The following is a 25,157-nucleotide window of genomic DNA, read 5'->3' on the forward strand; positions in this document are numbered from 1 at the left end:
TTAGCCCGCGCGCGTGATATTCGCGTCTGGATCGCGCCATATAAAAACGCCAGCACAGGTAAACTGTGCTGGCGTTGGCTTTCTTAGTGCGGTTGTCGTGATTACATGACCGCGGCGATGGCCTGACATAAAGGCAACATATTGGCGCGCGTCATTCCTGCAACACTGATGCGGCCAGAGCCAACAATATAAAGACCAAACTCATCCTTGAGGCGAGCAACTTGTTCTTTCGATAACCCTGAAAATGAGAACATGCCATTTTGGCGCTCGATAAAGCTGAAATCGGCGTCGACCCCTTGCTCTTTCAAAGTGGCAACAAACAGCTCACGCATTGAGTGGATACGATCTCGCATCTGTTTGACTTCTTCTTCCCACTCGGCGCGCAGCGCGTCATCGTTAAGAATGTGAGTCACAATCGCACTGCCGTGAGCTGGTGGGTTGGAATAAATAGAACGGATAATGGCTTTCACCTGAGAGAAGGCGGTCGTCGCCACGTCTTTAGACTGTGCGACTAGGGTAAACGCGCCGACGCGCTCATTGTAGAGGCCAAAATTCTTTGAGAATGAACTGGCGATCAGAATTTCGTCACAGTACTGAGTAAAGATGCGCAGGCCTTCGGCGTCTTCTTCTACGCCCTTGGCAAAACCCTGATAAGCGAAATCAAACAAGGGCAGCAGTTTTTTCTCTGCGACGCGTTGACCAAGGGCGTGCCATTCGTCTTGCGTTGGATCAATTCCCGTCGGATTGTGGCAGCAGCCATGCAGCAAAACCACATCCCCTTCATTGGCCTGCTCAAGTGACGCGAGCATGGCCGCAAAGTCCTTGTCTTTGGTTTCAGCGTTATAGTAATTGTATTGGGCGATTTCCAAACCCGCAGCGGCAAAGACGCTGTTGTGGTTGGCCCATGTCGGATTACTGATCCAGACTTTGACATCACCTAATTGACGCTTGATAAACTCACCTGCCACACGCAACGCGCCAGTGCCACCGGGCGCCTGAGCGGTTTTTGCCTGCTGGTTAGCCACAATGTCAGCGTCGTGACCAAACAACAACTTTTGCACCGCGAGTGCATAATCGGCGGTGCCTTCAATCGTTAGATAGGACTTGGTTTTTTCATTTTTGACCAGATTGGCTTCTGCTTTTTTCACGGTGGCGAGAACCGGCGTTTCGCCCTGTTCATTTTTGTAGATGCCAACGCCAAGGTTAATTTTGTTGTCGCGGGTATCGTTTTTAAATTCTTCGGTCAGGCCGAGAATAGGATCAGCAGGCGCAGCAACGACTTTTTCAAACATAATTGTCATCCATGTGATTCGAGGGGAAGATAGAAATAATTCAGTTATTTATACCTGTCTCGCGGCGAGGAAACAACATCATTTGGGAAGAAAACGACGAAATTCGTTTATTTTATTTGCGCCGAGCAGGCGCGACTCAACAGCTTAAGCCTGCTCGCTTTTCGTCCGTTCAGCACAGACCTGCGCGCTGTGCAGAGATCAGGGGTGAGCATTGACCGCTAATTCCTCCATCGCCAACGCATTTTCGTGGGCTTCCATATTGCGGTATCTATCGGCAATGTCGACAAATTCCTGCTCAATGGCCAAGAACGCATCAATCAGTGCTGGGTCAAAGTGGGTACCGCGACCTTGCAAAATAATCGACTTGGCTTTGTCGTGACTAAACGCTTTTTTGTAGACCCGTTCTGAGATCAACGCATCGTAGACATCCGCCAGAGCCATTAAACGGCCAGATAATGGAATATCCTCGCCACTGAGTCCCTTAGGGTAGCCACTGCCGTCCCATTTTTCATGATGGGTGAGGGCAATTTCTTTCGCCAATTGCAAAAAGGAATTGCTGCCCAGTTGTGCTTCGGCGGTTGATAACGCTTTGGCGCCGATGTGCGGATGGGTTTTCATGATCTCAAACTCAGGCTCGGTTAACTTTCCTGGCTTGAGCAAAATATGATCGGGAATACCGACTTTACCGACATCGTGGAGCGGGGCCGATTTATAGAGTAACTCAATATATTGAGGGCTTAATAAGGGCTGATGTTGCTCAAACTGGCTTAGGTAAGTCGCCAGTGCACGCACGTATTCCTGAGTACGCAGAATATGCGCGCCGGTTTCGTTGTCGCGCGATTCGGCGAGCGCGGATAGGCTAACAATCGCCACGTCTCGGGTGGTTTTGACTTCATTTTGGCTCAATTCAAGATGATCGAGCATCTGATTGGTCAAATTGGCCATGGACCCCAATTCATCATGTTCAAAAATAGACAGACGATGAGAGGTATTGCCTTGAGTGACGGAGAGCAGAGACTGCTCTTGAGACAGCAATACTTTGCGCATCAGCTTGGTCCACAGCATCAAAATAGCGCAGACATAGCCGCCCAACACCACGGCAATGTAAATAAATTCCTTGATCACGCTCAGTGTTCCACTGCCGTCGAGCAACTGTTCGGGGTGATGCTCTAACCAGTAAATATCTTTGACGGCGACCATAGACAACATGGCCGTTAAAGAAATCAACAGCAGGGCAATCATCGAGATCATCTGTTTGACCATAGATTGGCGTTCACCACTGAGTTCAAAACGGTTTTGCTGCGTGGTGCTCAGTTGGCCAAAACTTGCGAGCTTAGAAGACAGTTGAAGAATGAGCCCAGTAAAGAAACCAAACAAGGTCAGGCCGAACAGAATTTTCAAATTACTGTCTATCGGAAACTCGTATTGAAGGTTGTAGAAAAACGCGAGCGGCAAACTGGCCATAAAAAATAAAGTGGTGTCCAAACGGGCCAGTTTCTGTTCCGCGACCAAGGAATGATGACGCAAAAGATAATGACGAAAGATAAAGAGTACTGCGAAGGTCACGCTGACATGAAAAACAATCGCTTGAGTCGTCAGCGTTTCAAGAAAAGGACACACCCGACCGCCGTAAGCGCCGAAGAGTACCGCGGCCATCGTGTAGAGTTTGAGCGTCAGCGACGCGTTATAGTGTGAGTTAACCATAATCTAGCCCTTGTTATTATCGCCAAGTGCAGTCGACACAGAGTGGTGTCCTGTATCTGTTACTGATAAATGACCCGCGATACTAGCGTTTAATTTCGAGTTTAGATACATTTTCACGACTTACGTAGTGCCGGCATTGCTTAAGTGGATGGTTATCAAACAAAATGTGCCTAAGCTGAACACAGAACGGGCTGGCACGTGATAATAGACCAAGGGCGTCGAGCGCTTCATCGAAATGCTTGTGCGAGGTCGTGAAAGGCGAGGATACCCACCTCAAAGGATAATAAATGAATGGTTTTCATTCGCTTAGGCAAGTTGAAGTCCAATCTGTGGTATGGTGACAACGCAACATTTAATGGTGAGGGACGTATGAATCGCTATCAACAATTGGCACAGCAACTCAAACGACAGATCGAAAATGGGATCTGGCGGGCGGGGGAAAAGGTGCCGTCGGTCAGGATGACCAGCCGAAACAGTTCGGTCAGCGCTTCAACCGTTTTGCAGGCCTACCAGTTGCTGGAATCACAGGGCTGGCTGCAAGCCAAACCGCAGTCGGGCTATTTTGTTACCGCGATCATGGAACGCGAACCTGAACCAATGGCGCCAGCGGTGGTGACCGGCCCAGCGTTCAATGACAAACTTTACGAGTTTTTGCAAAGTAACAGCAAAGCCACGTTGGCACTGGGTTCGGCCTTTCCCGATCCGCAGTTATTTCCCTTACAAGCGTTAAACCGCCATCTCGCCAGTGCGGGGAGAAAATTGCCCTTCAACAGCGTGTCCGATAATATGCCACCGGGCAATTCTGCCTTACGGCGTCAGATAGCCCAGCGCTACCTAAAGCAAGGGCTGCGGGTCTCTCACAACGACATAGTGATCACCTCTGGGGCGATGGAAGCCCTCAACCTTGCCCTTCAGGTCGCGACCCAACCCGGCGATGCTGTGATCATTGAGGCGCCTGCATTTTATGGGGCCATTCAGGCAATTGAACGGCTTAACCTCACCGCAGTGGAAGTGCCCGTCGACCCGGAACACGGCCTGTGTTTGACTCGCTTTGAACAAGCGCTCAACCAGCATAACATCAGCGCCTGCTGGCTGATGCCTAATTTTCAAAACCCGACGGGCGCCAGCCTAACCCCGCAGGGGATGGCGCAGGTCGTAGCATTGGCGAATAAGCATGACATCACGATTGTCGAGGACGACGTCTACTCAGAGCTTTATTTTGGTGACAACAAACCGCGCCCCCTCAAATATTGGGATGAACAAGATCGGGTGATGCTATGCGGCTCGCTCTCCAAATCGTTATGCCCGGGGTATCGAGTCGGTTGGGTGGTCAACGGCCCCTATCACGAACGTTTGCAAAAGCTCCAATTGGTCTCGACCTTATCAGGCAGCGTGCCAGTCCAAGAGGGCATCAACCACTACTTGCAGTACGAAAGTTTGGATAACCACCTCAGAAAGCTGCGCAAAGTGCTTGCTGGCCGTCAGCAAGCCCTTGTTGAGGTGATCACAGCTTGTTTCCCTGCGAGCACGCGTATTTACCAGCCACAAGGGGGCTATTTTATTTGGCTGGAGCTTGAACAAGGCGTCAATACCTATTTGATTTATCAACGTATTCAGCAACGTGGTCTCACCCTCGCGTACGGAAACCTGTTTAGCTCAACAGAACAATTTCAGCATTGCTTGCGCCTCAACGCTTCCTATCCCATGACGGATACCCTCGCGCAAGGCGTGGCGGAAATTGCTAACGCGATCACTGAGTAAATGCTGTTTGGCGATTTTTCGCCTCAACTGTACTGCGTCGCGGATTCGGCTTTGTGATGAAATACTTGCCAGTGATTAATGGTCAAAGAGGTGAGTATGCAACACCAGAGTAAGACAACCCAAAACCACAGGCTTCAGTATCGCTTACTGGCGATGGCGCTTGTGGCGATCCTTTTATTGGTTTTCGGCCATCTGATTTTGGCCAAATCTTTTGCCGACATGGCGTGGACGGAATACACCGCTGCCGCGATTCCTTTTGTGCTGTGTGCCTTGGCTTATTTCGGGTTCAAACACGCAGAAAAGGCCGAGGACGAGTAAACAAGCGCAACACCACGTCAAATTGACGTGGTTCACGCGGCAATGCTTGTTTGGTAGCTCACGATAAATTGGTCGATCTTGCTTCCAAATTTATCAGCAAAACACCCAAAAAATTGGGTGTTTTTTACATTTTATTTCTGACGAAACCAACGAAACGAATATTAAAATAGGCATTTTGCACGAGGTGACCGTTATTTTGCTACCCAAAAAGGCCAATATTTCAGTTAAAATGAACGCTATCGCTAAAATAGTGACACGTTGCATTGTTATCCAGAGCCCGTATAGTACATGGTGTCAATTTCTCAAGGGTTAACCCCTTGTTGAAGCGAGAAAAAAAGGCCTGGAAATAAAACGGGTGGGGATAATACGCGCGCGACGCGTATTGAATGAAACAGCCACGATTTATTTTTAGATTTTAGTGATAAAAAAGTAAATAGCTAGATTTTTGTTGTCCGTGCGATCAAGCAATAACCGTCGGTAGGCTATCGGCGTCCTTGAAATACGCTCCTTAGAGGGAAGGTCACACGCAGCATCAAGGCTAGCCGTGGAGAATTGAAATGCAAATTGTTTGCCAATTTACTCCGGGAAACAAGCTTTCACGGGAAGACATCAATAGATTAATGCTGCCGGATGAATGTGTCGGGCAGCTTTCGCGTTTGAGCGATCCAAAAGACATCATCAGACAACTGCCGCAAGCACTGCTCTCTAGCTTATCCACCATGGCGCAAAAGGACAGCCAGCGCTTAGTCGCAGAAATCAAACCGCGTCTCGTCCGCGCTGAGTGGGTCGCACTGTCAATGTTGCCGCGTCGGCTGGCGTTATCTGAAGCTCAGCTTCAGGCGTATCCGGCGCTCAGAAAACGCGTCGAACAGTGTGAAAGCCAACAGCCGAAAAAATTCATCAAGGCCAACTACAAGGCGGTACTCGATGATGTTCCGTTAGCGCGTAACCTCACCTTTACGCCGGTGGAGCCTTCGCCGGACAAAAAAATTGTGGTTGAGTTTGCTGGCCAATGGCCGGACAACGCGGCGTATCTGATGCTTGGCAAAGGGGAAGAGCAAAAGTCTGCCACCGCCAAACCGCGCCAAGATGGCAACAACGATCATCGCAGCTTAGTGACCTTTAAAAACCTAGAGGATGGACCAAGAGACCTGTATTTGGCGATCCCTATGGTTGGCTTTACCCAGCCCTTGAAACTCAAGCTGGCTGAGCAAGTGGTGCCCGTCGAAGAAAAGCACGAAATGGGCGAGTGGGAGAACGTCTTGGTGCCAGTCAGGCCGCTGGCTTATCTTGACGGCAGCAAAGACAAAGCCAAAGCCTCAGAACTAAAAGGGGGGTTTTTATACCTGTTCTGGAAAGGCAAGCTTTGGCGAGAGCTGGCGATCACCGACAGCGCCTACTATCAAGACATTGACGTGGAATACCATCGCGCCTTGCACCAGCAAGAGCAACAAAACGAGCAGCCTAAGCACCTAAAAAGGGAACCGGATGGCTACCCCTTGCCCCATTTGTGGCTACCGTACAAAATTCTTGGTGAGGTGCAGCAGGGAGAAAGCGGCCTTAAGGTGATGTTCTCACCCAAGCAACAGCGTTTTAGCCAAATAGAAGCCTTAGAATCAGACAGCGCCAAGCTGGCGCAAAACAGCACCAGTCTTGATGAACTGAGCAGCTACAGCGATGCTCAGGCGTTTTCTGCCAAGGAATCCACCTCCGATGTCGACAGTGCAACGGTGCACAGCATCACGGAAGACGATATGCCTTGGCTGACGGACAAAACACTGCTGGTGCGCAGCTATGACCAAAGCAACACCGCCATTGCTTATGTTGATGGCAAAAATAATGGGTTCTTGTTTCGCGTAGACGTCGGTACCTCTGGGATGACAGCAACCAATACACTGTATGTTATTGATCACAATAAAAACGCTAACGAAGTGTATGAGTTGGAACATTTTCAAGGCAAGCAGCATGATTGGCAGCAGGTACTCCTTACCGATCTGTCGCCACAGGGTGTGTTTACCTTTTCGCTAGTGTGTGATGATGACCCAGACAGCCGTCATGTTTTATTTGATCAAGTCCCCTATCAAGATCTTTTTATTCCCCCAGAGTCAGCGCAAGCGTTAGAGAAAGCGCAGCCGAGGGTAACGAGAGACGCAGGCTTTACCTCGGAAGAGCAAGCGAGATTTGAATCTCTGGTGATGGACTGGTGACCGTTATTTCAATATCAGGCACAAAAACCATGAAAACCAAATTACGGCTCGGCGTGAGTGTGATGCTCACGCTGAGTCTTGGGGTCGGCTATTATTTGGCCCAGCCTTATCTTGCCGAGCGGGCGCAAATGGCCGCCGAAGAGGCACGCATTGAAAAGATCGCAGAACAGTTAATACGGCGCAGAGGCGACCCTTCTCTATGGATCCACACCACAGATTTTGAGATGCCCGATAATCCTCAGGTGGGGGACTGGAACATTGAACAGGTCAAAGTCCCGCAGGTGTTGTTTACCATCGCGAACCCCGAGGACCCAACTCGGGTCAGTTATTGGTCGCTCAATATTGATGGTAGCGATCCAAGTTTATTGATCCCTGAAGGGCGCTTGCCCGTCCCGCCGCAAAGTGGCGCGGGGACTAAGGTGTATTATGGCAAGTTTATGTCGCGCTCGCCCAATGGCCGTTATTTGGTGATCCCGCAAACGGGGGGCACCGTGTTGTATGATCTTGACAATGGGGAGATCACCCCGTTGGGGGAAGAATTCGGCACCTACCACGATATTATGTGGGCAGTGGATTCCAGCCAGGTGGTGATTAAAAAACACGATGAGCTGACACGGGTGACCTTGCCCAGCAAGGAGGTGCTTCAGTTGACGGATGTATATGGAAGCGGCGCCAGTACGTTGCTCTATTTTAGCCGGGCGGCGATGAGCCGCGCGGACAACCGTATCTACCTCCACCTCCAGAACAACACCGGCGGTGGCTGGTTATCTTGTCATGATCCCGAGCGCGATCAGTTTATCTTTGAAGGGCAATTAACCACCTGTGGTAACACCATTGTTATTGATGCCGAGACACTCAAAGTCACTGACCGAGGAGATTTTACCCCCAGTGCGTACGATTGCACATTATGGGGCAGCAAGTTTGCAGATGGCTTTTATTGTACAAGAAACAACCAGGTATATCGTATTGGTAAGCCGTCTCAGCCGGTCGGGAGCTATGGCATTAATGGGTATTTGGTTGGGGTAAGCGGCGGCGAGACTTGGTTTACGAGATGGTCACATCGAAACGTGATTCGGTTGCTGGCCGAGAAATCCCCCGACAGCCCGACCACCCGAATGTACTACACCTTTGGTGCAATGAAAGACGGCCAACGCGTTGAGCTGTCGAGCTTTGGTTTTGGTTTTAGCCGTTATGTGCTTGAGCACAGTGACAGTGAAAAATGGAGTGATTACCTCGCGCCCTTACCCAGTTACGCCGACCTGAAAAAAGCCCTAGCCCTACTTAGAAAGGAGCCCAACCGTGTCTAAAACCCCCCTTCAACAAACCGGATTGTATCTTATGGGCCAACGGGTTGGCCCTAACGGAGAAGCCATTGGTGTTATTGGCGGCTCAACAGGACTCATGACGGTCACTAACCCGCCACTCAGAGAGCAACGTTAATGTTAGAGAAGACAACCATGAAAACCAAATTACTGCTCGGCGTGAGTGTGATGTTCACGCTGAGTCTTGGGGTCGGCTATTATTTGGCCCAGCCTTATCTTGCCGAGCGGGCGCAAATGGCCGCCGAAGAGGCACGCATTGAAAAGATCGCAGAACAGTTAAAATGGCGCAAAGGCAATGCCACTAAGTGGCTCCATGAAACGCAATTTGAGATGCCCGATAATCCTCAGGTGGGGGACTGGAACATTGAACAGGTCAAAGTCCCGCAGGTGTTGTTTACCATCGCGAACCCCGAGGACCCAACTCGGGTCAGTTATTGGTCGCTCAATATTGATGGTAGCGATCCAAGTTTATTGATCCCCGAAGGGCGCTTGCCCGTCCCGCCGCAAAGTGGCGCGGGGACTAAGGTGTATTATGGCCAGTTTATGTCGCGCTCGCCCAATGGCCGTTATTTGGTGATCCCGCAAACGGGGGGCACCGTGTTGTATGATCTCGACAATGGGGAGATCACCCCGTTGGGGGAAGAATTCGGCACCTACCACGATATTATGTGGGCAGTGGATTCCAGCCAGGTGGTGATTAAAAAACACAATGAGCTGACACGGGTGACCTTGCCCAGCAAGGAGGTGCTTCAGTTGACGGATGTATATGGAAGCAGCGCCAGTACGTTGCTCTATTTTAGCCGGGCGGCGATGAGCCGCGCGGACAACCGTATCTACCTCCACCTCCAGAACAACACCGGCGGAGGTTGGTTCACTTGTTATGATCCCGAGCGCGATCAGTTTATCTTTGAAGGGCAATTAACCACCTGTGGTAACACCATTGTTATTGATGCCGAGACACTCAAAGTCACTGACCGAGGAGATTTTACCCCCGATGCGTACGATTGTTCATTTTGGGGCAGCAAGTTTGCAGATGGCTTTTACTGTACGATAAACAATCAGGTGTATCGTATTGGTAAGCCCTCTCAGTCGGTCGGGACCTATGGCATTAATGGGTATTTGGTTGGGTTAAGCGGCGGCGAGACTTGGTTTACGAGATGGTCACATCGAAACGTGATTCGGTTGCTGGCCGAGAAATCCCCCGACAGCCCGACCACCCGAATGTACTACACCTTTGGCGCAATGAAAGACGGCCAAAGCGTCGAGCTGTCGAGCTTTGGTTTTGGTTTTAGCCGTTATGTGCTTGAGCACAGTGACAGTGAAAAATGGAGTGATTACCTCGCGCCCTTACCCAGTTACGCCGACCTGAAAAAAGCCCTAGCCCTACTTAGAAAGGAGCCCAACCGTGTCTAAAACCCCCCTTCAACAAACCGGATTGTATCTTATGGGCCAACTGGTTGGCCCTAACGGAGAAGCCATAGAAGGCAATGGCCTGTTTCCCCTTGCCGGTTACCCGCTTGCCTTGCCGGATCAGCGAGCAGAGACGCGCGCTGATGACAGCCCAAGCAAAAACAGTGCGCCGCTGTATTTCAGTGATTCTTCTGGGCAGATACAGGGGTGGAATAACCAGATCACCTCAGTCAAGGACATGACAGCAAACCCCGCGGGGCTTGCCTCTTCACCCTATATGCACACCAGCGGTGATAAAGAAATCAAGGCGGTGTTTATTCCGCCTCACCTTTTAGCGGCGGCGGTGATGTCGGCCAGTGAGGAGTGGACCGAGCAGTTTTATCAAGCGGCGGAACAGATCGCCACCACCAGTCAGAAAATAAACCCGACGTTTTTGCCCGTAGCGACTCTTCACAAAGAGTTAGAGCTGCCTAAAGGCAAAAGAAGCTTTATGCCCCCAGAGCAAGCGCAGTTTTTTATCCAGCAAGCAGAGGATGCAGAACAAGCGCTGGGCAAAACACCGGGCGCCTATCAGCGCCTTTATCGCAACCTCTACAGTGGGGACTACGACCACGACTTTTATTTCCTGAGGGTGCCGCAGGTCTGGGCCATCACTCTGGTGTTTTCTGCTGACTGTTTTGAAGGGGCTGAAGTCACCCTTTCCGGCCAGCCTGAGACTCTGCTGATTGAAGGGGACATCGAAAATTGCCCGACGGTCACCAGTACCGTCCGCTCTGTGACTTATTATGATATTGCCAACCAAGCAGACGATGCCGACACCGCTGAAGAGATTGTCCAATATGTGGCGACCTTTTGGATCACTGGTGGTGAGGTTAGCGACAAGCAACAGCTTGAGCAACTGATTCGTTTTGATATCGATCTCAACAGCATAAACGACTACCTAAAAGATATTGGCCGCTCTAAGGGGGCGGTAGTAGAGGCAAGCAAGGCCATTGCAGCGCTGAAAATACCAGACAATCGTTATGCGCTTTCCGAGCAGGTCTTGCACCTGCCGATTCAGTCAATCGCTGGGCGGAGTATTTTGATCTCTGGCGATCCGGTTTCGGTGGAAGAAGCTTTGTTCCAACATGCTCCAGCTACCTTTCAGCATTGGGTCGATTGGAGTGAGAATCAGCCCCATACCAGTGAGCATAATGCCGCTTCCGAAAGCACCAAAGCACCGGTTGATGTGATCAAAACATTGAGCCTCTACCGCGGGATGATCCGCGCTACAGCGACGGGCCAAGTTGACCCTTTAAGCACCATTACGGTCCATCAGGCATTCAGTGCCGGGCTTAATGCAGGCCAAGCGGGTGAAAGTTACCAAGCCTTATTACTGGCCTGTGGTATTGATTATAAAGCCAAGTTTTTCTTTGATGTGGTTAAGGATTTGCCGCCCCCCGTCGCCGAGACATTGAAGCCGCTCAGCAATCTGGCTGAGAAGCTCAGCTGGAGTAGGCAAATCGGCAAACGGCTCCCCGATGCCTTTAAAGTCCCCTCTGGTCTGCGCCAGTTTTGGACAACAATCGACAGCAAATTGATTACGCCGCTTAAGCCTTTTGCGCCTATGGTTGATAAGTTGTTTGGCCACCCATTCAGTTTTGCCGAGATCGTGTCGACGGGGTTAGGCACCTACCAAGGGGTGCAGAGTTCGCGCAAGGTATTTGAGTGGTATATCGATAAGTCGATCGACTACGCAGTCAAGACCAAATCGGTGGTCTCGTCATTGGCAAATCAGCCTGACGCCGACCGTCAGAGCCTCCTTGAAGCGGAAGCCGAACATAAAAAAGCGTTGCAAGAAGCCTTTTTGAGCAAAAAGGCGCAGCAAAAAGTCTTGCTTAATGGGCACCCACTTGAGGCAAAGAAAGTCGCTAAAGCGGGGGAGCCAAGTTACCTGACGTTATTTTTTGAGTTTGACAGTGCGAGCTTCCAGTTGTCTGACGATGATTTAGCGCTCGTCGGTAAGGTGGCGACTTATTTGAATGGCACCAGTCTGGAAATGGTGCTCACAATAGAAGCTTTCACCTGCGATATCGGCACGTTAGAGTATAATTTACAACTCTCGCAACACCGAGCTTTGGCGTTGAAGACGGCAATCCTGAACCAACTCGACGATAAGCGAGACATTTGGCAAGAGCGTATCATTGCTCTCGGGATGGGGGAACTGCCTGCCAACCGCCCCCAAAATCGAGCCGTCAGCCGTCGTGCTGAATTAAAGTTCTTCCTTCATTCGGCATTGGAGTATCCCGTATGTCGAAGCTGGGCTTTAGGGCTAGAAAAAAGCCGCCAACAAATGGTTTCAGCGGAATTGAAGGTTCACGAGTCCGTTTGGAAATTATCAGGCCAATCTTTTGACTTTGCTATTTTGGTAGGGGCTTCTTTTCTCGGACCGGCAACAGCGGTTGCTTATGCCGTCTACTGGGCAGGAGACCTGCTGGTTTCAACCTATGATGCAGCTGAACAGATCATCCAACCTCAACTGCATCATTACAAAGATCAGCAAAGTAAGTTCTCCGAATTGGATGTGGTTGGCCAGTCCTTGCTGTTAAAAGACGGTGTGTCGTTTAATGAACTGAGTGTATTAGGCAAGGCTTACATTAAACGAGCCTTGGCCTTAAATGGTCTAATACGCCTGTTGTTGGAGGAAAGTCGTATGGGTGAGGTGCCAGAAAGGCAACCACTGTCGTACCGCTCCACTTATAGAGCCAGCCCAGTGAAGCAGGATTTACAGATCGAGGAGTATATTCGTACCTTTATATTAAGCGATGATTGGGAGATTGGCGGTAGTTGGATCCCTTCTTTTCACCTCGATGAAGTGTGGCTTGAAACAAATAAAATTACTCGGAGCGGTATCGAGAGTGGTAAAAGCTTTTTGGCGATGTCCAGTTACATTACCTATAGTGTCAGCCAGTCTGACAAGGGAGAAGCTGCTCTTGAGCAGGCCCAGCGTTACCAGAAATATTGCCCGATACACACCTTATCGGACCCGACATTGGATCAAATACGGTCGTTTGTGAAAAAACCAGATCTTGCATCTTTGGATGACAATATTTATGCCACGTATTTAGTCTCTGTGTATCAAGGAAATCAGTGGTATACCCTTTCTGAACTCGTTAACAAGGGCAAGCGAATTACCCCTCAGGATCAAGTTCGCGTTATGGTGATCCTCGATATGACGGATCAAAATCTGTTGGCATTACAGGCAGAGAACCAACTGCGTTTTGTGCCGCTGGGCGTCCGACCTGTCAGGCAAAATATATTTTTTGATGATACGGGTTCGTATACGAAGGAGTACGTAAAGGAAATATTTCCATCGTCACTGACTGAGCTTGAAAAAGAACATTTGCAGAGCCAAGGTTTGCTTAACGAGGGTGACGCGTTATTGGGAGCAGTGATTGTCCCAACGTATTACATGGGCAGAAATATCATTAGCGGTATAAAACCCATGGCTCTAGATTTTGATAACCATGAATGGACATCTGTTTTTGGTACAGCAAAAGAGCAGCAAGACGTTGAATTGAGTCTGAGGTATAGCCTAGAGGTTGGGGTTCCTAGTGTTGGATCAACAGAGAAGAATCTGACTTATACTCGGGATTTGGTTTATCGCGATAGCACCACCGGTCAACAAGTTGTGAAGAAAATGCACAATTCTTCGATATTTGACCTCACTATGAACAATAAAGATCATGCATTTATGTATGAAGAAACCTTCCTGACTCGCACCAATAAAAAGGAAGTAGAGTACCCTAAATTGTTTAGTGACAGTAAGGCACAGCTCTTTATTCATGATACAAATGCTCAGGTTCTTGTTCCAGGCGATACCCACGATAATCAGATGGAGGCGTTAGGCTGGATTCAGCGCCAACCTGCGTTTAAGACTTGGTCGAAAGCCACTAAGTTACTTATATTGGTCAGCACTAAAGCTGTTGATGCTGATGCGCTTCTTGAAAATGCGGGCTTTGATACTCAGGTCATACCCGTTGACATGGTCTTGAAAGGCAATGATATCAGGGGCAAATATAATATAAATATCAGTGAGAAATACTTACATCCGCTCGGCAAAATTAGTATTGATTATGATAAAAATCAGGTTGGATTTGAAGCAAAAGCGGTCCCTGAAAAACTGTCGGGATTGGCTAACCACCTGACCCAACATATGCACGTTTTGGTTGGCAACCTAGCCGTTAAGGAAAGAAATCTAATGGATCTAGATTTGGTTGATACCGACCTCTACGCTGTGGAAGTCTCACTCGATTACCTCAACGCAGCGGGCAAAAAAATGCCGGGTTTGCGTCCGTTCATTAAAAATCAACGTCAAAAGGCAAGGATAACTGTGAATATTTTGGGTAAGAGTGGTCTGGGGCTGGCGGTGTCTTCTAACTGGGTTGAGGTTTCAGAAGTATATAAGGATACTCATTGGTATGAGGGCGTTAAGGTCGATTATGATACTCGTTGGTATGAGGTCGATAAGGTCGAATTTGAAAAGATCAATGAATACACCGCTGAAACGGGTGACAACTTTGATATGTCACTTGACCAGTTTTCAGAGAAAAAATTTAAGCACAGACCATCTGTTCTGAGTGTCTGGATGGAGGCAAAGCCTAAAATGACGAAGTATACCCCCGCCAACGAAGTCGACCTTTCGGGTGAACGGGGGGCCATTGTCAAGGATTGGCTATATGATGTTGAGTAACTAAACCGCCTACGGGCGGTTTTTGTTCTGAGGTGCACACTGGTTCGCTTTCTTACATTAGCAGGGGCGAAAAGCGTTTGCGTATTCTGTTATTAAATGAGGCCGTGACGAATTGTGGAATGCAGCCCATCAACAGTATCCCCGCTGCAATCCAGTATGACTTAAGGCCATTTTCCCCACCGGTCCCCACGCAAGCGGAGTACGACCAATCTTACCAGCGTCAGTTACGCGAGCGCCAGCAAGCCGCGGATAGGCGCTAACCATGCCAGATAAATACGATATTCCCAACCTGTACTTGATGGCGCGCTTCTATGGCAAAAGCGGCGCCAGCAGTAAGTTTTTCCCTCTGCCCCATGAGACTCTGGTGATCCCAGCGCTGAAATCAGAGCAAGAGTACGTGGCCGACAATGGCACCACTCAGGTGCGTACCACCAATAAAGAGCCCATCGCCATCAGTAATAAACATGGCGAGCTTAACCTGCTCAAAGAAGCCAATGCCGAGAGAGGATCTTTGGCGAGGGGAGTAAACTCAGTGACCTAGATCGTAACCTTGCAGGTGCAACGATACTGCTAGGTCCAGTCGGTAAAGCGGCTGTTAAAACGGGTAAAGTCGCTTATACGGTAGCGAAACACTCCGATGACGCGGTTGATCTGCTTACGGCAAGCTCAAAGGTGCATGATGCGACTAAAGCGACAGATGCAGTGCTGGGTGGTGTTACAAAGGCAGCAAGTAATACTGCTGACCGAACTATGGTTATTAATAAAATAAATGACACAGCTAACAATTATGACAAAACTGTTATGGGTACCTTTAAGGGACAAGGGTATAAAAACACTCGTGGCTTTGTTAATTTCAGGATAAAAGGTAGTGATGTTGTGGTGACTAAAGCCGATGGCTCTTTTGTAACTGTCTTAAAAGATGGAATTAATAACACATCAGTTAAAAATGCTCTTAAGGGAAATTATTAAATGGACAAATTAATTCGTGAAGTTAGTTGCCTTTTAATAGAAATTCTAGGTTTTAGGCTTTTATCTGTTTTTGCTCTTATACATACATTTGATGGAGAGAGAGATTTATCCTCTCCTCAAGAGCTGCTTTTTACTTTTGAAGGCGGCTCTCAGGTTAGAATCAAGTGTGATCAGGATGGTGAGTCAATCCACTTTGATAATCAAACTCCCGTTGAAGCAAATATGGCCGAATACGGACAAGATATTCTGTGTGATTGTTCGAATGATAATAATTTTGAATATGGTATTGGAAGAACAGTTGATCAAATCGAGCTAATTGTTAGTGATAAAATAATATTCGGCTTATTAATGACTTTCGAGGGAGCCCGCTCCATTACAATTATCAACCTAGGTGATGAACTTTATGTCTACGACGAGCTTCCCAAAAACATACTTGAAGAAGAGAAATGGCAAAGAATACTAGTAGACTAATGTTACAAAAATATTTACAAGGACACACACTAAATCTACATAGTGTGCTGAACTAAAACCCTAGGCCTCGCAACATGCGAGGTCTTTTTACATTGACAGTTATTTGCAAGGACACACACTAGGGGCTGTTGATCTTTCAAATAACAAGGACACACACCTTAACGCCACAGATGCTGCGCTGGGTGGTGTGAAATTATGAGGACACACCATAATGCTCGCAATATGTGGGATCACTCCAGTTATCGCATTCCAACACTTGTATTTGAAAGTTAGGCCCTATGAATATCCGATTTGACCGCTTAATTGTTGGGGCGCTGCTGCCCTTAAAATTGTCTGTACTTTATTAATTAACCTATCATTAAGTGTGAGAATTTATAACTCCTGCGTAATGTGGATCCTGCCAGTTTAATCAGATTGAGCGTTTTATTCTGATTAATCTTACCGTCAGATGGTCTAGTCAATTCCATTTGGTTAGAAAGTATGCATTAGTTTAAAAATATATATTAATTGGTGCCTAGTGATTTTATTTGTGTATAATTCCAGCCGGTTTTTGAGAATCGATTTTTCACTTTTTGGGTTTAGTAACGTGAGAGTCAAGACTCTAGATTGACGTGAGTATGTATAGCTTTCGGCATACTCTGGCTTGATGCGGATAGTGATTCACGCTAAACCAGATGATTTTAAAAGATTCCAATTAAAGCGGTATCAGTAAGTAAAGAGGATTATTGAATGGAATATATTGATTTGTTCGCGCTGGGTAACTTTGCTGCGTATTTCGCTACGGCGTTAGTGGTGTTGGTTGCGTTTAAGTATATCATCATTTTTATTACCCCTTATAACGAGTGGGCTTTGATTAAAGAAGACAAGAATGTTGCTGCAGCCATCGCGCTGGCTGGCTCACTGCTTGGATTTTGTATCGCGATTCATGGGGTACTGCAAAATGCGGTTAACTATTATGATTTTGCTATTTGGTCTGTGGTTGCTTTGATGACCCAAATTATTTCAATTAAGCTTGTACGTTTTGTATTCATGCCAAGGTTTGTCGAGCGGATTGAAAATAACGAAGTCAGTGCAGCGATTATCGCCGCTTCTCTTTATATCGCGATTGGCTTGCTTAATGCTGGCTGTATGTCTTACTAAGAGGTGACACTGTGAGCAAGAAAAAAGGTCATGTTAATGTCAGTCGTCATTTGATTGGCGACCGTAAGCCCATTGTGCTTTTTCTCGGGCTAGGCGCTGCAGCATCGATAACAGGGTGCGACACATCACCTGCCTCCTATGTTGCTTTTACTCAATTGAAAACCTGTGAAGGTATTTTACCTGGGCAATGCAATGCGGCCTATAAATTGGCTGAGAAAGAAGCGCAAAGAACGGCCATTAAATATATGGTTGAAAGCGAGTGTGAACGCGATTTTGGTCAATATATGTGTGTCGAACAGGGTAACAACGTGTGGTATCCGCGTATGGCTGGTTTTATTACGCATTCCAACGGAGTTGAGGGTTTTGTTCAGCCGTTTTTCACCAGCTTTAACACCGCGTACAGCAAGTTTGGTAAAGCACTTTTGGCCGACGGTCGGGAAATTGGCGAGGTTCGCGATATGGATGGCCACTATCTTCAATTGGAAGATGCGTTTACCAAAGCGTTGCCTACCATCACCGCAGAGACCGGACTCAATGGTGATCAAATACAAGATTCAGACAACTCAGTGCTAAACGCGGCATTAGCGACTTACCTTGTTGCTGAAGCGATTGATGAAGGTGGGGATTACCTCAGTGAGCGAGAAAAGTCCAAGCGTTATAAGCTCCATTTAAAACAAGGACGAGCTGATGGTAAGCAATATAAGGTTACCTCAGGTACGGCTCGGATCGGTAAAACGAATAAGCCAACGACGTACAAAACGTCTTCTCAATTACAAAAGACATCTCCTCAATTGAAAAAGACCGTTTCTCAAACGAAAAGCACTTACAAGAGCTCATCTGCAACGAAGACAAGCTCTAGCGGCGGTTTTGGTCAATCAGGTCGTTCTTTTGGTGGGTACGGGGGCTAATGGGTGAACCATGCTACAAGTAGATATAGCGCCTCGCCAAGGCTGGGAAACGAGACTTCTTGAATTAGGTTTTGATTTCTATGAAGTATCAAGCCGGCACCCTTACTGGTGTGAGTCTCAATACGTGCAAATGACTCGTGATCAGGTCGACACTATTGATGCTGCCACTGAAGAGCTGCACCAACTTGCCATTCAGGCCGTCGAATACGTCTTCGATAACGACCTATTGGATCTTTTTGGTTTACCACGACGTCATTATGACTTATTACGACAATCGTGGGCGACGGACAAAAGCTACCTTTATGGTCGATTCGATTTCGCTTGGGACGGTAGAGGCTGCCCTAAGATGCTCGAATATAATGCTCAGACGCCGACCTCTTTATTTGAAGCATCGGTTGTTGCATGGGATTGGATGACGCAAAACGTCGATAGTGGCAAACTCCCAAGGCACGCCGATCAGTTTAATCTTCTTGATGAACGTCTCATCGCGCAGTTTGCTTATTTGCGTGAAACCAAGGCTAGACGCTCGTTCGTCTTGCATTTTGCTTGTGATGAGGCGTCATCAGAGGACAGAAGAACCGTGACCTATTTGGCCGAATGCGCCAAAGACGTTGGATTCGAGACGGTTATTGTTGACATAAATGCTATCCAGTTAACGGTTGATCAGCGATTTGCTGACCATAAGGGGCAACCGATCGATAATCTGTTTTCCTTGTATCCCTATGAATTTGCACTGCTTGATGAGTATGGTGACTATATCGCCAATAGTGGGTGCCAGTTTATCGAACCGCTGTGGAAAGTGCTGCTCAGCTCAAAAGCATTATTGCCTATCCTCTGGCAGCTCAACCCTGGACATAAAAACTTGCTTGAGTGTTATTTCAGCCACGATCCACAAGCGCAGCGTATGAGCCAAAAGGTGATCAAGCCGATATACAGCCGCGAAGGAGCCAATATCCAAATTGTACTCAATGGCCAATGTGTCGAGGGAACCTCGGGGCTTTATGGTAATGAAGGTTTTGTTACTCAAGAGTATGCCCCCTTAGTTCAGTTCAAACATGGGCATTGTGTGATTGGATCATGGATGATTGGCAAGACGGCCAGTGGTCTTTCTGTACGCGAGTCTAACCAGCGAATTACGAATGATGTCGCCCGATTCGTGCCACATATTTTCCTTCCTTAATTGGCATACTTCCAGAATACTGTTCGATAAAGGGAGCATCTTGATACCAACGGGCATGTGATCAAATATCACGGCCCGATGGTCTGGTTGGCCATTATTGGATAGAAAACACGTATTGACAGGGTGTCTTCGTCGGTCGTTACTCTATGTGAGTTCCAGCGCACATAGAGTAATACTAGCGAATATCGAAAGTTCGTTGCTCATCACTGTAAATAAAATTTGTTATTAAATTATCAATTAAATATAAAATTTATCATAAATAATGATGGATTGTTTGTTCCGCACCAGTTTTTGACTTCTAATATATGAGTATTTTGCTAAAGGCTGCCTAGTCTTTTAATGCCTTTGAATGAGAATAAAAAGGAAGGGTGAAATAAAGTAAAGGACACATAATCATGTGTTCTCATTCGCTTATTCATATTTTCTAGGCGTCAATCGTGAAAAATTAATCGCTGAATGTTTGTTATATGTGCAACAAATCAAATAACATGCGGTATAGCACTAGTTGAATATTAATTAGGCTTTAAGGTTGCTGCATGCAAACAACAGCCATGGTGTGGAGTCTCCAAATGCAGTGCGTTTGTACATTTATTCCGGGAAATGCGGCCACAAAGGAAAGCATCGATAAGCTACTATTGCCAAACGAGTGTGTTCGGCAGCTTTCCCAAATGGCCAATTCCCAGCAAATTTACCGATTGCTTCCTCATGCGATGTCGGTGCTAATATCTGAGCTAGCGACACAGGGCCTCAACCCCCTATTGAGGCAGAGCCACCCATCTCCTGAACGAGCAGAATGGATCGCCTTGTCCTCTACGCCACGCGCGGTGCCAACCTCGAGTGACCAACTTCAGGCATACCCTATGCTGAAGCAGCGTCTTGAGCATGATCTGCTTAAGGCTAAGCCAGCAATGGAAAGAAAAATTGTCGTAGAAGTTGCGGGCCAGCCTTTGAGCAATGAGGTGTCGGTGATGTTGTCATCGGCTGATGGCCGCAAGAGTGTGTTGAGAAAGCCTCATGCAGACGCGTTGAATGATCACCGGAGTTTGGTTGAATTCACAAACCTTGATGAGTCCGCTTATCGTTTGTCTCTGTCGGTGCCTAAAGCAGGTCTTGCACATACACTGACTTTTTGTTTGGCGAATGATGTGTTTTCCGTCGGTGAGGGGCACCAGCAAAGCGAGTGGGACACTGTGCTCGTGCCTGTTATGCCGATCGTAATGCAACAAGGAAAGCCGAGTCGGCCCTGTACAGGGTTTATGTATCTTGTTTGGAATCACCGAGTGTGGCGAGAAATGGAGGTGACATCTGATGGGCATTTTGTCGACGTTGATCTGGAGTATTATCGAGCCCAGAGTCCAGAAATAAAAGCGCGGTATGTGCAGATCGATGGTGCTCGACTGTCGCCAGACGTCTCACTGGCCGAGGCTGAATTTGAAGTCATTCAATCAGGCGTAAAGGTGCATCAGGGCTATTTGGATAACGAGCAAACTGCGTGTGTTTCTGGCTTGCTTGAAAAGACAGTTGACGTCGTTTTCCCTGCGTTGGAGGCAAGACCTGTCACTTTGGCCACCCACGTCAGTCATGATAAAGGCGGAGAGCATGGCCGACGAGTTGCGGAAGGAGTGCCATTGTCCACTATTTGTGTGCCTTACAAAGTAGCGGGAGAGCGGCAATCTGAGTGTTATTTGTATTACAGTGGCACCCCTTTAAGTTTGACGCAAATTGTTGATCTAGAGAGGGACCCTGCCGCGTTGGCTGTGCCTCTCGCTGAATTAGCGATGTACAGCCGTACTCAGTCGTTTGCCAACGCGGGGCAGAGTGTGTCAGCGGTTCCAGATAGCCTACAAGTGGGGGGGAGGAAGGCGCCAGCCAATGAGCACCTTGGTCGTAATATTGCGGCGGTCAAAGTAAGCCTCAATGGGCATCGGCCATCGCTGCGCTATCTCTATGAGCCTGACGCTGACAAGGATGACGATTTTTTTGCCTTGCGTAGTCTTGAGCATCAATGGATGTATAAATCGTTTATGTGTTCGGCTTGTGAAGATGAAGATGGTTATCGAACATTTTACTTCGCGTTGCCACCACCGGAAATTGAGACCGTGGATCTTATTCGTGGCGGACAGCCTAAGCGTAAGGATGGTTCGCAAGCGTTTATTCTGATCGAGGAAAATATCCCAGTCGAGGAGTTACTCAGCGAGTGGGTTTAACCCGGTAGATAGTTAGAGAGTTAGAGAATTAGAGGGATTCACTTTAGGTGTGTCCTTCTAAATTCTTCTACATGACGCCTGACCGGACCACATCTTCATGTCAACGTGTTGGCACGAAATAAGGCGGTCGACCCAATGAAAGCCCACCTGCCTCTTGCTACATCCATTGCGAACAGTATGTCCAAAGCGTTTACAGTTAGAGTGGCTGAAATTGGCGTATTGGCAGGGATTCTCTTGTAAGTCTTCGCCTAGGGGTTGATAAGTCGCGTTGTCACTGTCTGGTTCATCCATAAACATTCCAAGCGGAAACTCGGATTATCACACCAAATGAAAGCTCTGATCACGTCTGGATGCCAGCCATGCTCATTCAACAATGCGGCGAGTTATTCCTCATATTGAGTTACGTGCTCAGCGTTTAACCACCTGATTTTAAAAAAGTGTTCATTAAAAAATCAGCCCAATGGGAACAGCCACATTATCCACATGGGACAAACTCTTTTGAGTTAAGACTATTATTTCTGAGCTCTTACACCGCCAGCTTGCCCTTTTGGGGCCGCTTGCCATAGCTTTGTTCAACTTCTTACTATTTTGAAACCCATTGTTGAAATCGACCATGTGATGAACAGGGGATCATTTTGCCACTGTAAGCGCATTACGATAATTTGCTATGTGTCGTTTTTTCAACTCGAACAAACATAAACCCTACTCTCAACGGCGCTGAGTCGGTCTGATGGCTACCGAAACACGTTCTATGCAAGCACGCCTTATCCTGTATAAAGACCCAAAAGGTGAAATTTAAGACCGTTACGGCGAGATCAAACAAACTCAAGAAAAGGCGAGAAAGCATAAATCACTTCATTTTACCGTATAAAAGAAAGGACCGAACGTATCCACGTTCAGTCCTTTTTATCCCGACAAAATATCCATGTAGGTATAAGCGTTAATGCTTATCCGAACGGCATTGCATCGTGATGATTGGGTTTGATTTAATGCCGCTATTACAAGCTAGCTATAACCGCGTGATAGTAGGCTTGAGGTGATGCTTGATCCGCAACCACGTTTTCTGCTACCTGAGCGCGTACCGATGCGATCACTTGAGGTTGATCTGCTGAGTTAACGTCTAACATTTCTAGCATAGCGACGAGGTGCTCACCAGAGCCTTGTGAGGTTTCTTCCAAGACTTGGTCATAGTTGTCTTGGATGAACTGAGCGGTTTTGACTTTGCTGCCAGCACAAGATTCTTCAGAAGAAATTCTTGAAGTCACCGCCGTTGTTCCCAAATCCCAAATGATGTTTGAAATGGCAGCGGCAGGCGCTGTGTCTTCAAAAATCATCGCACCGATACCACACTGAGTCCATGGGTTGATGTCGTCTTTGTTTGATTCAGCCATTGCGTGGCCAGTTAAGAATGTGCCTGCAACAGCGGCAAGAAGAGTTAGTTTTTTCATACTATTACCAATAAAGTGAAAAATGAGCGCTGTACTCAAACGCATCGTCATAGTTGACCGATGTCCTTACATCGAAGCTTCGATTTGCAAAAAAACGTTGCTCCCATTTGAGATAGTTTTTGTATTGCGCTATATCGTTAATATAATATTGACTGCCTAATTTTATTGAGGTGACCCAATTCGGAGAGACAGTCCAAACTCCGCCAATTTCGGCGCCACTTAAAGCTCTCGCTTCATGGAACGTGTTGATTTGTAATTCACCTGTGACGGCCAAGTAGCCGATCAACGCTTCACTCATCCCCAAACTTTGGCCGACAAAGCCGCTTATATAGGTATCTGAACAGTCGTTGCAGGATAAGCTTGTCGGTTTGTAACCGGCTGAGAGCCCCCAGGCATAGCGCTGATCTTCAGGTAATCCAGTCTGAGAATAATTGAGATTTACAATCTCAAATAAGGTCAACTCACGCAGGTGCCAGCGGTCTGTCTGATTGAATCGCACCAACTTGAGATCCAATGTATTGAGCGCCGAGTGAGGCACTCTGGCGGCATTTAAATTCAGCAAATCATAGTAATTTGCTCGAAATCGCAGGGTGATCCCTGAACCTAAAGCTTCGTTATACAAAGGGGAAACCTGCACAAGAGCGGTATCTTGCGCTTGATGCGGGGGGGGGTTGGAGGGTGTTTTCCAGCTGACAGCGCCTGAAGGTAATCCGAACCTTTCACTAAGAAGTAATTTCCGTATTTGGTTTTGATCCGCTGATAAGCCATCGTTTTTTTGCTCAACAAAAGCGTAGTAGTCGTAAAGTGTGTCGATAATGCGCTTTTTTGATTGGTCGTCATGTGAGTTGAGCAACGCTAAGGTTTCCTGATGGGCTGCCGACGCAATGTTGAAAACCGTGTCCTGCTCTAATGCGCTCAGCTGAGAAAATCGGTTATACAACTGCTCTTGGCGAGACGCATGGTAGATGACGTCCTCAACATAATGGGTGGTATCAGGCTGATTGAGCATCATGATCACATCATAAGGCATCATCCACAGTTTATTGTTGACGATCAGCGGGCGATCTAGGGTGAGTTCGAGTAACCGAGCCAATTGATAGGCGCAGTTTTCCGTAAAAAAATAGTAAGTCATACTGGCGTTTTCGAGTTCCAGCAGGTGTGCCAACAGAAAGTCGATATCCTGCTGACTTAACTTGAGGCGATACTCCCATAAATCGCGCAGTTCCGATTCATTGTAGGTCAGGCTTTGATGGTGATACTTTTGGTTGGTGAAATAGCCTTGATAGCCACCCGCTATACCTTTGTAGATATAAGTCAGCTTGTTGTCATCGTCCGGAACACGTGCCCCGTAACTGAACGTGTTATCCAATAATTCGTGATTGTTATGGCGATTGAATTTGAGTAAGACGTGGCCATACATAGACGCCGGATTGCCAAGGTATCCACTGGCATAAACAAGGCTGACACTGTCGGCAGCGAAAGCTTGTTTGAATTGTTGATAGTCGGTGCACTCTACCTGAGGCAATTCTAGATCATCCAATCTTGTCAGCAACCATATTCTGCGCGCAGGGAAACGGCATTGAGACTCAGGTTGAGTATAAAAGAGGGAAAGCGTGGCCAGCAATTCTTGGTGAGCATCCTGATGGCCATTTTCTGCAATGAAAAAGTGCTCACTATTGATTGCGCTCTTTTTTCCGAATAGCCCTGATTGGTAGTGCAGCAGAGTCAGCCAAATCTTGTCGTTTGATAGCGTCAGTGCGTCTGCATTGGTCATCAGTGTAGTGGGAACGTTAGCCTGACTGTGGGCAGAAAACAGGCTGCCTAGCAGTAGGCTCAAACAAACAAGCAATGACTTTATAAGCACAAGTTATGTATCACAAGTAAGACAAGGGTGTGATTGTACAGAAGTGTTGTTAATATATTCAACAATTAAATATATTAATTATGCATTTATAATCCCACAAATATTATATTTAATTGTTGACTTTTATATCGGTGTTATATTTTTATGTTTATTTTGGTCGTTTTTTAATCGTTAAATGTTGGTGTTTTATTTTTTGAGGTTTTATTCGTGGTTTTTATGCGCTC

19 protein-coding genes are annotated in these 25,157 nt (G+C 47.4%); 15 read left to right on the forward strand and 4 right to left on the reverse strand.

The features are described 5' to 3' along the window. Nucleotides 1-101 precede the first annotated feature (101 nt). Together HLM86_RS02945 and HLM86_RS02950 are read right to left on the reverse strand one after the other, a co-directional pair. Entirely contained in the window at nucleotides 102-1,292 is a 1,191-nt protein-coding gene (locus tag HLM86_RS02945; RefSeq protein ID WP_076584813.1) for an amino acid aminotransferase, read from the reverse strand. A 198-nt stretch (nucleotides 1,293-1,490) separates the two neighbouring features. Then, entirely contained in the window at nucleotides 1,491-2,996 is a 1,506-nt protein-coding gene (locus HLM86_RS02950) for an HD domain-containing phosphohydrolase (RefSeq protein ID WP_076584811.1), read from the reverse strand. Between the two features lie 369 nt (nucleotides 2,997-3,365). Here HLM86_RS02950 and HLM86_RS02955 point away from each other — a divergent pair, with 369 nt between their 5' ends. From HLM86_RS02955 to HLM86_RS03025, 15 genes are all read left to right on the forward strand, one after another. Further along, complete coding sequence (locus tag HLM86_RS02955; protein ID WP_076585944.1) at nucleotides 3,366-4,757, forward strand: aminotransferase-like domain-containing protein; 1,392 nt, start codon at nucleotides 3,366-3,368, stop codon at nucleotides 4,755-4,757. Between the two features lie 96 nt (nucleotides 4,758-4,853). After that, a complete protein-coding gene (locus tag HLM86_RS02960) occupies nucleotides 4,854-5,075 on the forward strand; it encodes a hypothetical protein (protein WP_076584809.1) in 222 nt (73 codons plus the stop codon). Between the two features lie 557 nt (nucleotides 5,076-5,632). Next, on the forward strand, nucleotides 5,633-7,282 hold the full coding sequence (locus HLM86_RS02965) for a hypothetical protein (RefSeq protein WP_076584807.1): 1,650 nt from the start codon (nucleotides 5,633-5,635) through the stop codon (nucleotides 7,280-7,282). A gap of 29 nt (nucleotides 7,283-7,311) precedes the next feature. Further along, nucleotides 7,312-8,589: a hypothetical protein gene (locus tag HLM86_RS02970; RefSeq protein WP_170882005.1), complete on the forward strand. Its 1,278-nt coding sequence runs from the start codon at nucleotides 7,312-7,314 to the stop codon at nucleotides 8,587-8,589. Beyond that, nucleotides 8,582-8,722 (forward strand): hypothetical protein, encoded by a 141-nt coding sequence (locus HLM86_RS02975; protein ID WP_170882004.1) that lies wholly within the window; start codon nucleotides 8,582-8,584, stop codon nucleotides 8,720-8,722. The genes HLM86_RS02970 and HLM86_RS02975 overlap by 8 nt, the downstream gene beginning before the upstream one ends. A 17-nt stretch (nucleotides 8,723-8,739) precedes the next feature. Then, the gene (locus HLM86_RS02980; RefSeq protein WP_170882003.1) at nucleotides 8,740-10,017 is read left to right on the forward strand and encodes a hypothetical protein; all 1,278 of its coding nucleotides are present in this window, start codon (nucleotides 8,740-8,742) and stop codon (nucleotides 10,015-10,017) included. Further along, on the forward strand, nucleotides 10,010-14,746 hold the full coding sequence (locus tag HLM86_RS02985; RefSeq protein WP_170882002.1) for an OmpA family protein: 4,737 nt from the start codon (nucleotides 10,010-10,012) through the stop codon (nucleotides 14,744-14,746). Before HLM86_RS02980 ends, HLM86_RS02985 begins: the two co-directional genes overlap by 8 nt. A 119-nt stretch (nucleotides 14,747-14,865) precedes the next feature. Then, nucleotides 14,866-15,006, forward strand: coding sequence for a hypothetical protein (locus tag HLM86_RS02990; protein WP_170882001.1), 141 nt, complete (start codon nucleotides 14,866-14,868; stop codon nucleotides 15,004-15,006). Between the two features lie 2 nt (nucleotides 15,007-15,008). Beyond that, complete coding sequence (locus tag HLM86_RS02995) at nucleotides 15,009-15,287, forward strand: hypothetical protein (protein WP_170882000.1); 279 nt, start codon at nucleotides 15,009-15,011, stop codon at nucleotides 15,285-15,287. 131 nt (nucleotides 15,288-15,418) lie between these two features. Beyond that, the gene (locus HLM86_RS03000) at nucleotides 15,419-15,715 is read left to right on the forward strand and encodes a hypothetical protein (protein ID WP_170881999.1); all 297 of its coding nucleotides are present in this window, start codon (nucleotides 15,419-15,421) and stop codon (nucleotides 15,713-15,715) included. Further along, nucleotides 15,716-16,186 (forward strand): hypothetical protein, encoded by a 471-nt coding sequence (locus tag HLM86_RS03005; RefSeq protein WP_170881998.1) that lies wholly within the window; start codon nucleotides 15,716-15,718, stop codon nucleotides 16,184-16,186. 729 nt (nucleotides 16,187-16,915) lie between these two features. Then, the gene (locus HLM86_RS03010) at nucleotides 16,916-17,326 is read left to right on the forward strand and encodes a DUF350 domain-containing protein (protein ID WP_170881997.1); all 411 of its coding nucleotides are present in this window, start codon (nucleotides 16,916-16,918) and stop codon (nucleotides 17,324-17,326) included. A gap of 11 nt (nucleotides 17,327-17,337) precedes the next feature. Beyond that, entirely contained in the window at nucleotides 17,338-18,234 is an 897-nt protein-coding gene (locus HLM86_RS03015; RefSeq protein WP_076589408.1) for a DUF1190 domain-containing protein, read from the forward strand. A 10-nt stretch (nucleotides 18,235-18,244) separates the two neighbouring features. Further along, entirely contained in the window at nucleotides 18,245-19,414 is a 1,170-nt protein-coding gene (locus HLM86_RS03020) for a glutathionylspermidine synthase family protein (RefSeq protein ID WP_076589407.1), read from the forward strand. Between the two features lie 536 nt (nucleotides 19,415-19,950). Further along, nucleotides 19,951-21,621 carry a hypothetical protein gene (locus tag HLM86_RS03025; protein ID WP_170881996.1) on the forward strand — a complete coding sequence of 557 codons (1,671 nt, stop codon included), beginning with the start codon at nucleotides 19,951-19,953 and terminating at the stop codon, nucleotides 21,619-21,621. Between the two features lie 998 nt (nucleotides 21,622-22,619). On the opposite strand, the gene HLM86_RS03035 is transcribed toward HLM86_RS03025, so the two are convergent. Continuing rightward, complete coding sequence (locus HLM86_RS03035; RefSeq protein WP_076589421.1) at nucleotides 22,620-23,069, reverse strand: DUF3015 family protein; 450 nt, start codon at nucleotides 23,067-23,069, stop codon at nucleotides 22,620-22,622. A gap of 4 nt (nucleotides 23,070-23,073) precedes the next feature. Continuing rightward, complete coding sequence (locus tag HLM86_RS03040) at nucleotides 23,074-24,933, reverse strand: Lnb N-terminal periplasmic domain-containing protein (protein ID WP_290311896.1); 1,860 nt, start codon at nucleotides 24,931-24,933, stop codon at nucleotides 23,074-23,076. Between the last annotated feature and the right edge of the window lie 224 nt (nucleotides 24,934-25,157).

Source organism: Vibrio ostreicida, from assembly GCF_013074385.2.
Lineage (GTDB): Bacteria > Pseudomonadota > Gammaproteobacteria > Enterobacterales > Vibrionaceae > Vibrio > Vibrio ostreicida.

Bases quoted from the DNA above. Each gene is read 5' to 3' on its own strand.
- HLM86_RS02950 (WP_076584811.1), bottom strand. From the start codon at position 2,996: ATGGTTAACTCACACTATAACGCGTCGCTGACGCTCAAACTCTACACG.
- HLM86_RS02995 (WP_170882000.1), top strand. From the start codon at position 15,009: ATGCCAGATAAATACGATATTCCCAACCTGTACTTGATGGCGCGCTTC.
- HLM86_RS02990 (WP_170882001.1), top strand. From the start codon at position 14,866: ATGCAGCCCATCAACAGTATCCCCGCTGCAATCCAGTATGACTTAAGG.
- HLM86_RS03020 (WP_076589407.1), top strand. From the start codon at position 18,245: ATGCTACAAGTAGATATAGCGCCTCGCCAAGGCTGGGAAACGAGACTT.
- HLM86_RS03025 (WP_170881996.1), top strand. From the start codon at position 19,951: ATGCAAACAACAGCCATGGTGTGGAGTCTCCAAATGCAGTGCGTTTGT.
- HLM86_RS02980 (WP_170882003.1), top strand. From the start codon at position 8,740: ATGAAAACCAAATTACTGCTCGGCGTGAGTGTGATGTTCACGCTGAGT.
- HLM86_RS03035 (WP_076589421.1), bottom strand. From the start codon at position 23,069: ATGAAAAAACTAACTCTTCTTGCCGCTGTTGCAGGCACATTCTTAACT.
- HLM86_RS03005 (WP_170881998.1), top strand. From the start codon at position 15,716: ATGGACAAATTAATTCGTGAAGTTAGTTGCCTTTTAATAGAAATTCTA.
- HLM86_RS02945 (WP_076584813.1), bottom strand. From the start codon at position 1,292: ATGTTTGAAAAAGTCGTTGCTGCGCCTGCTGATCCTATTCTCGGCCTG.
- HLM86_RS02970 (WP_170882005.1), top strand. From the start codon at position 7,312: ATGAAAACCAAATTACGGCTCGGCGTGAGTGTGATGCTCACGCTGAGT.
- HLM86_RS02955 (WP_076585944.1), top strand. From the start codon at position 3,366: ATGAATCGCTATCAACAATTGGCACAGCAACTCAAACGACAGATCGAA.
- HLM86_RS02960 (WP_076584809.1), top strand. From the start codon at position 4,854: ATGCAACACCAGAGTAAGACAACCCAAAACCACAGGCTTCAGTATCGC.
- HLM86_RS02965 (WP_076584807.1), top strand. From the start codon at position 5,633: ATGCAAATTGTTTGCCAATTTACTCCGGGAAACAAGCTTTCACGGGAA.
- HLM86_RS03010 (WP_170881997.1), top strand. From the start codon at position 16,916: ATGGAATATATTGATTTGTTCGCGCTGGGTAACTTTGCTGCGTATTTC.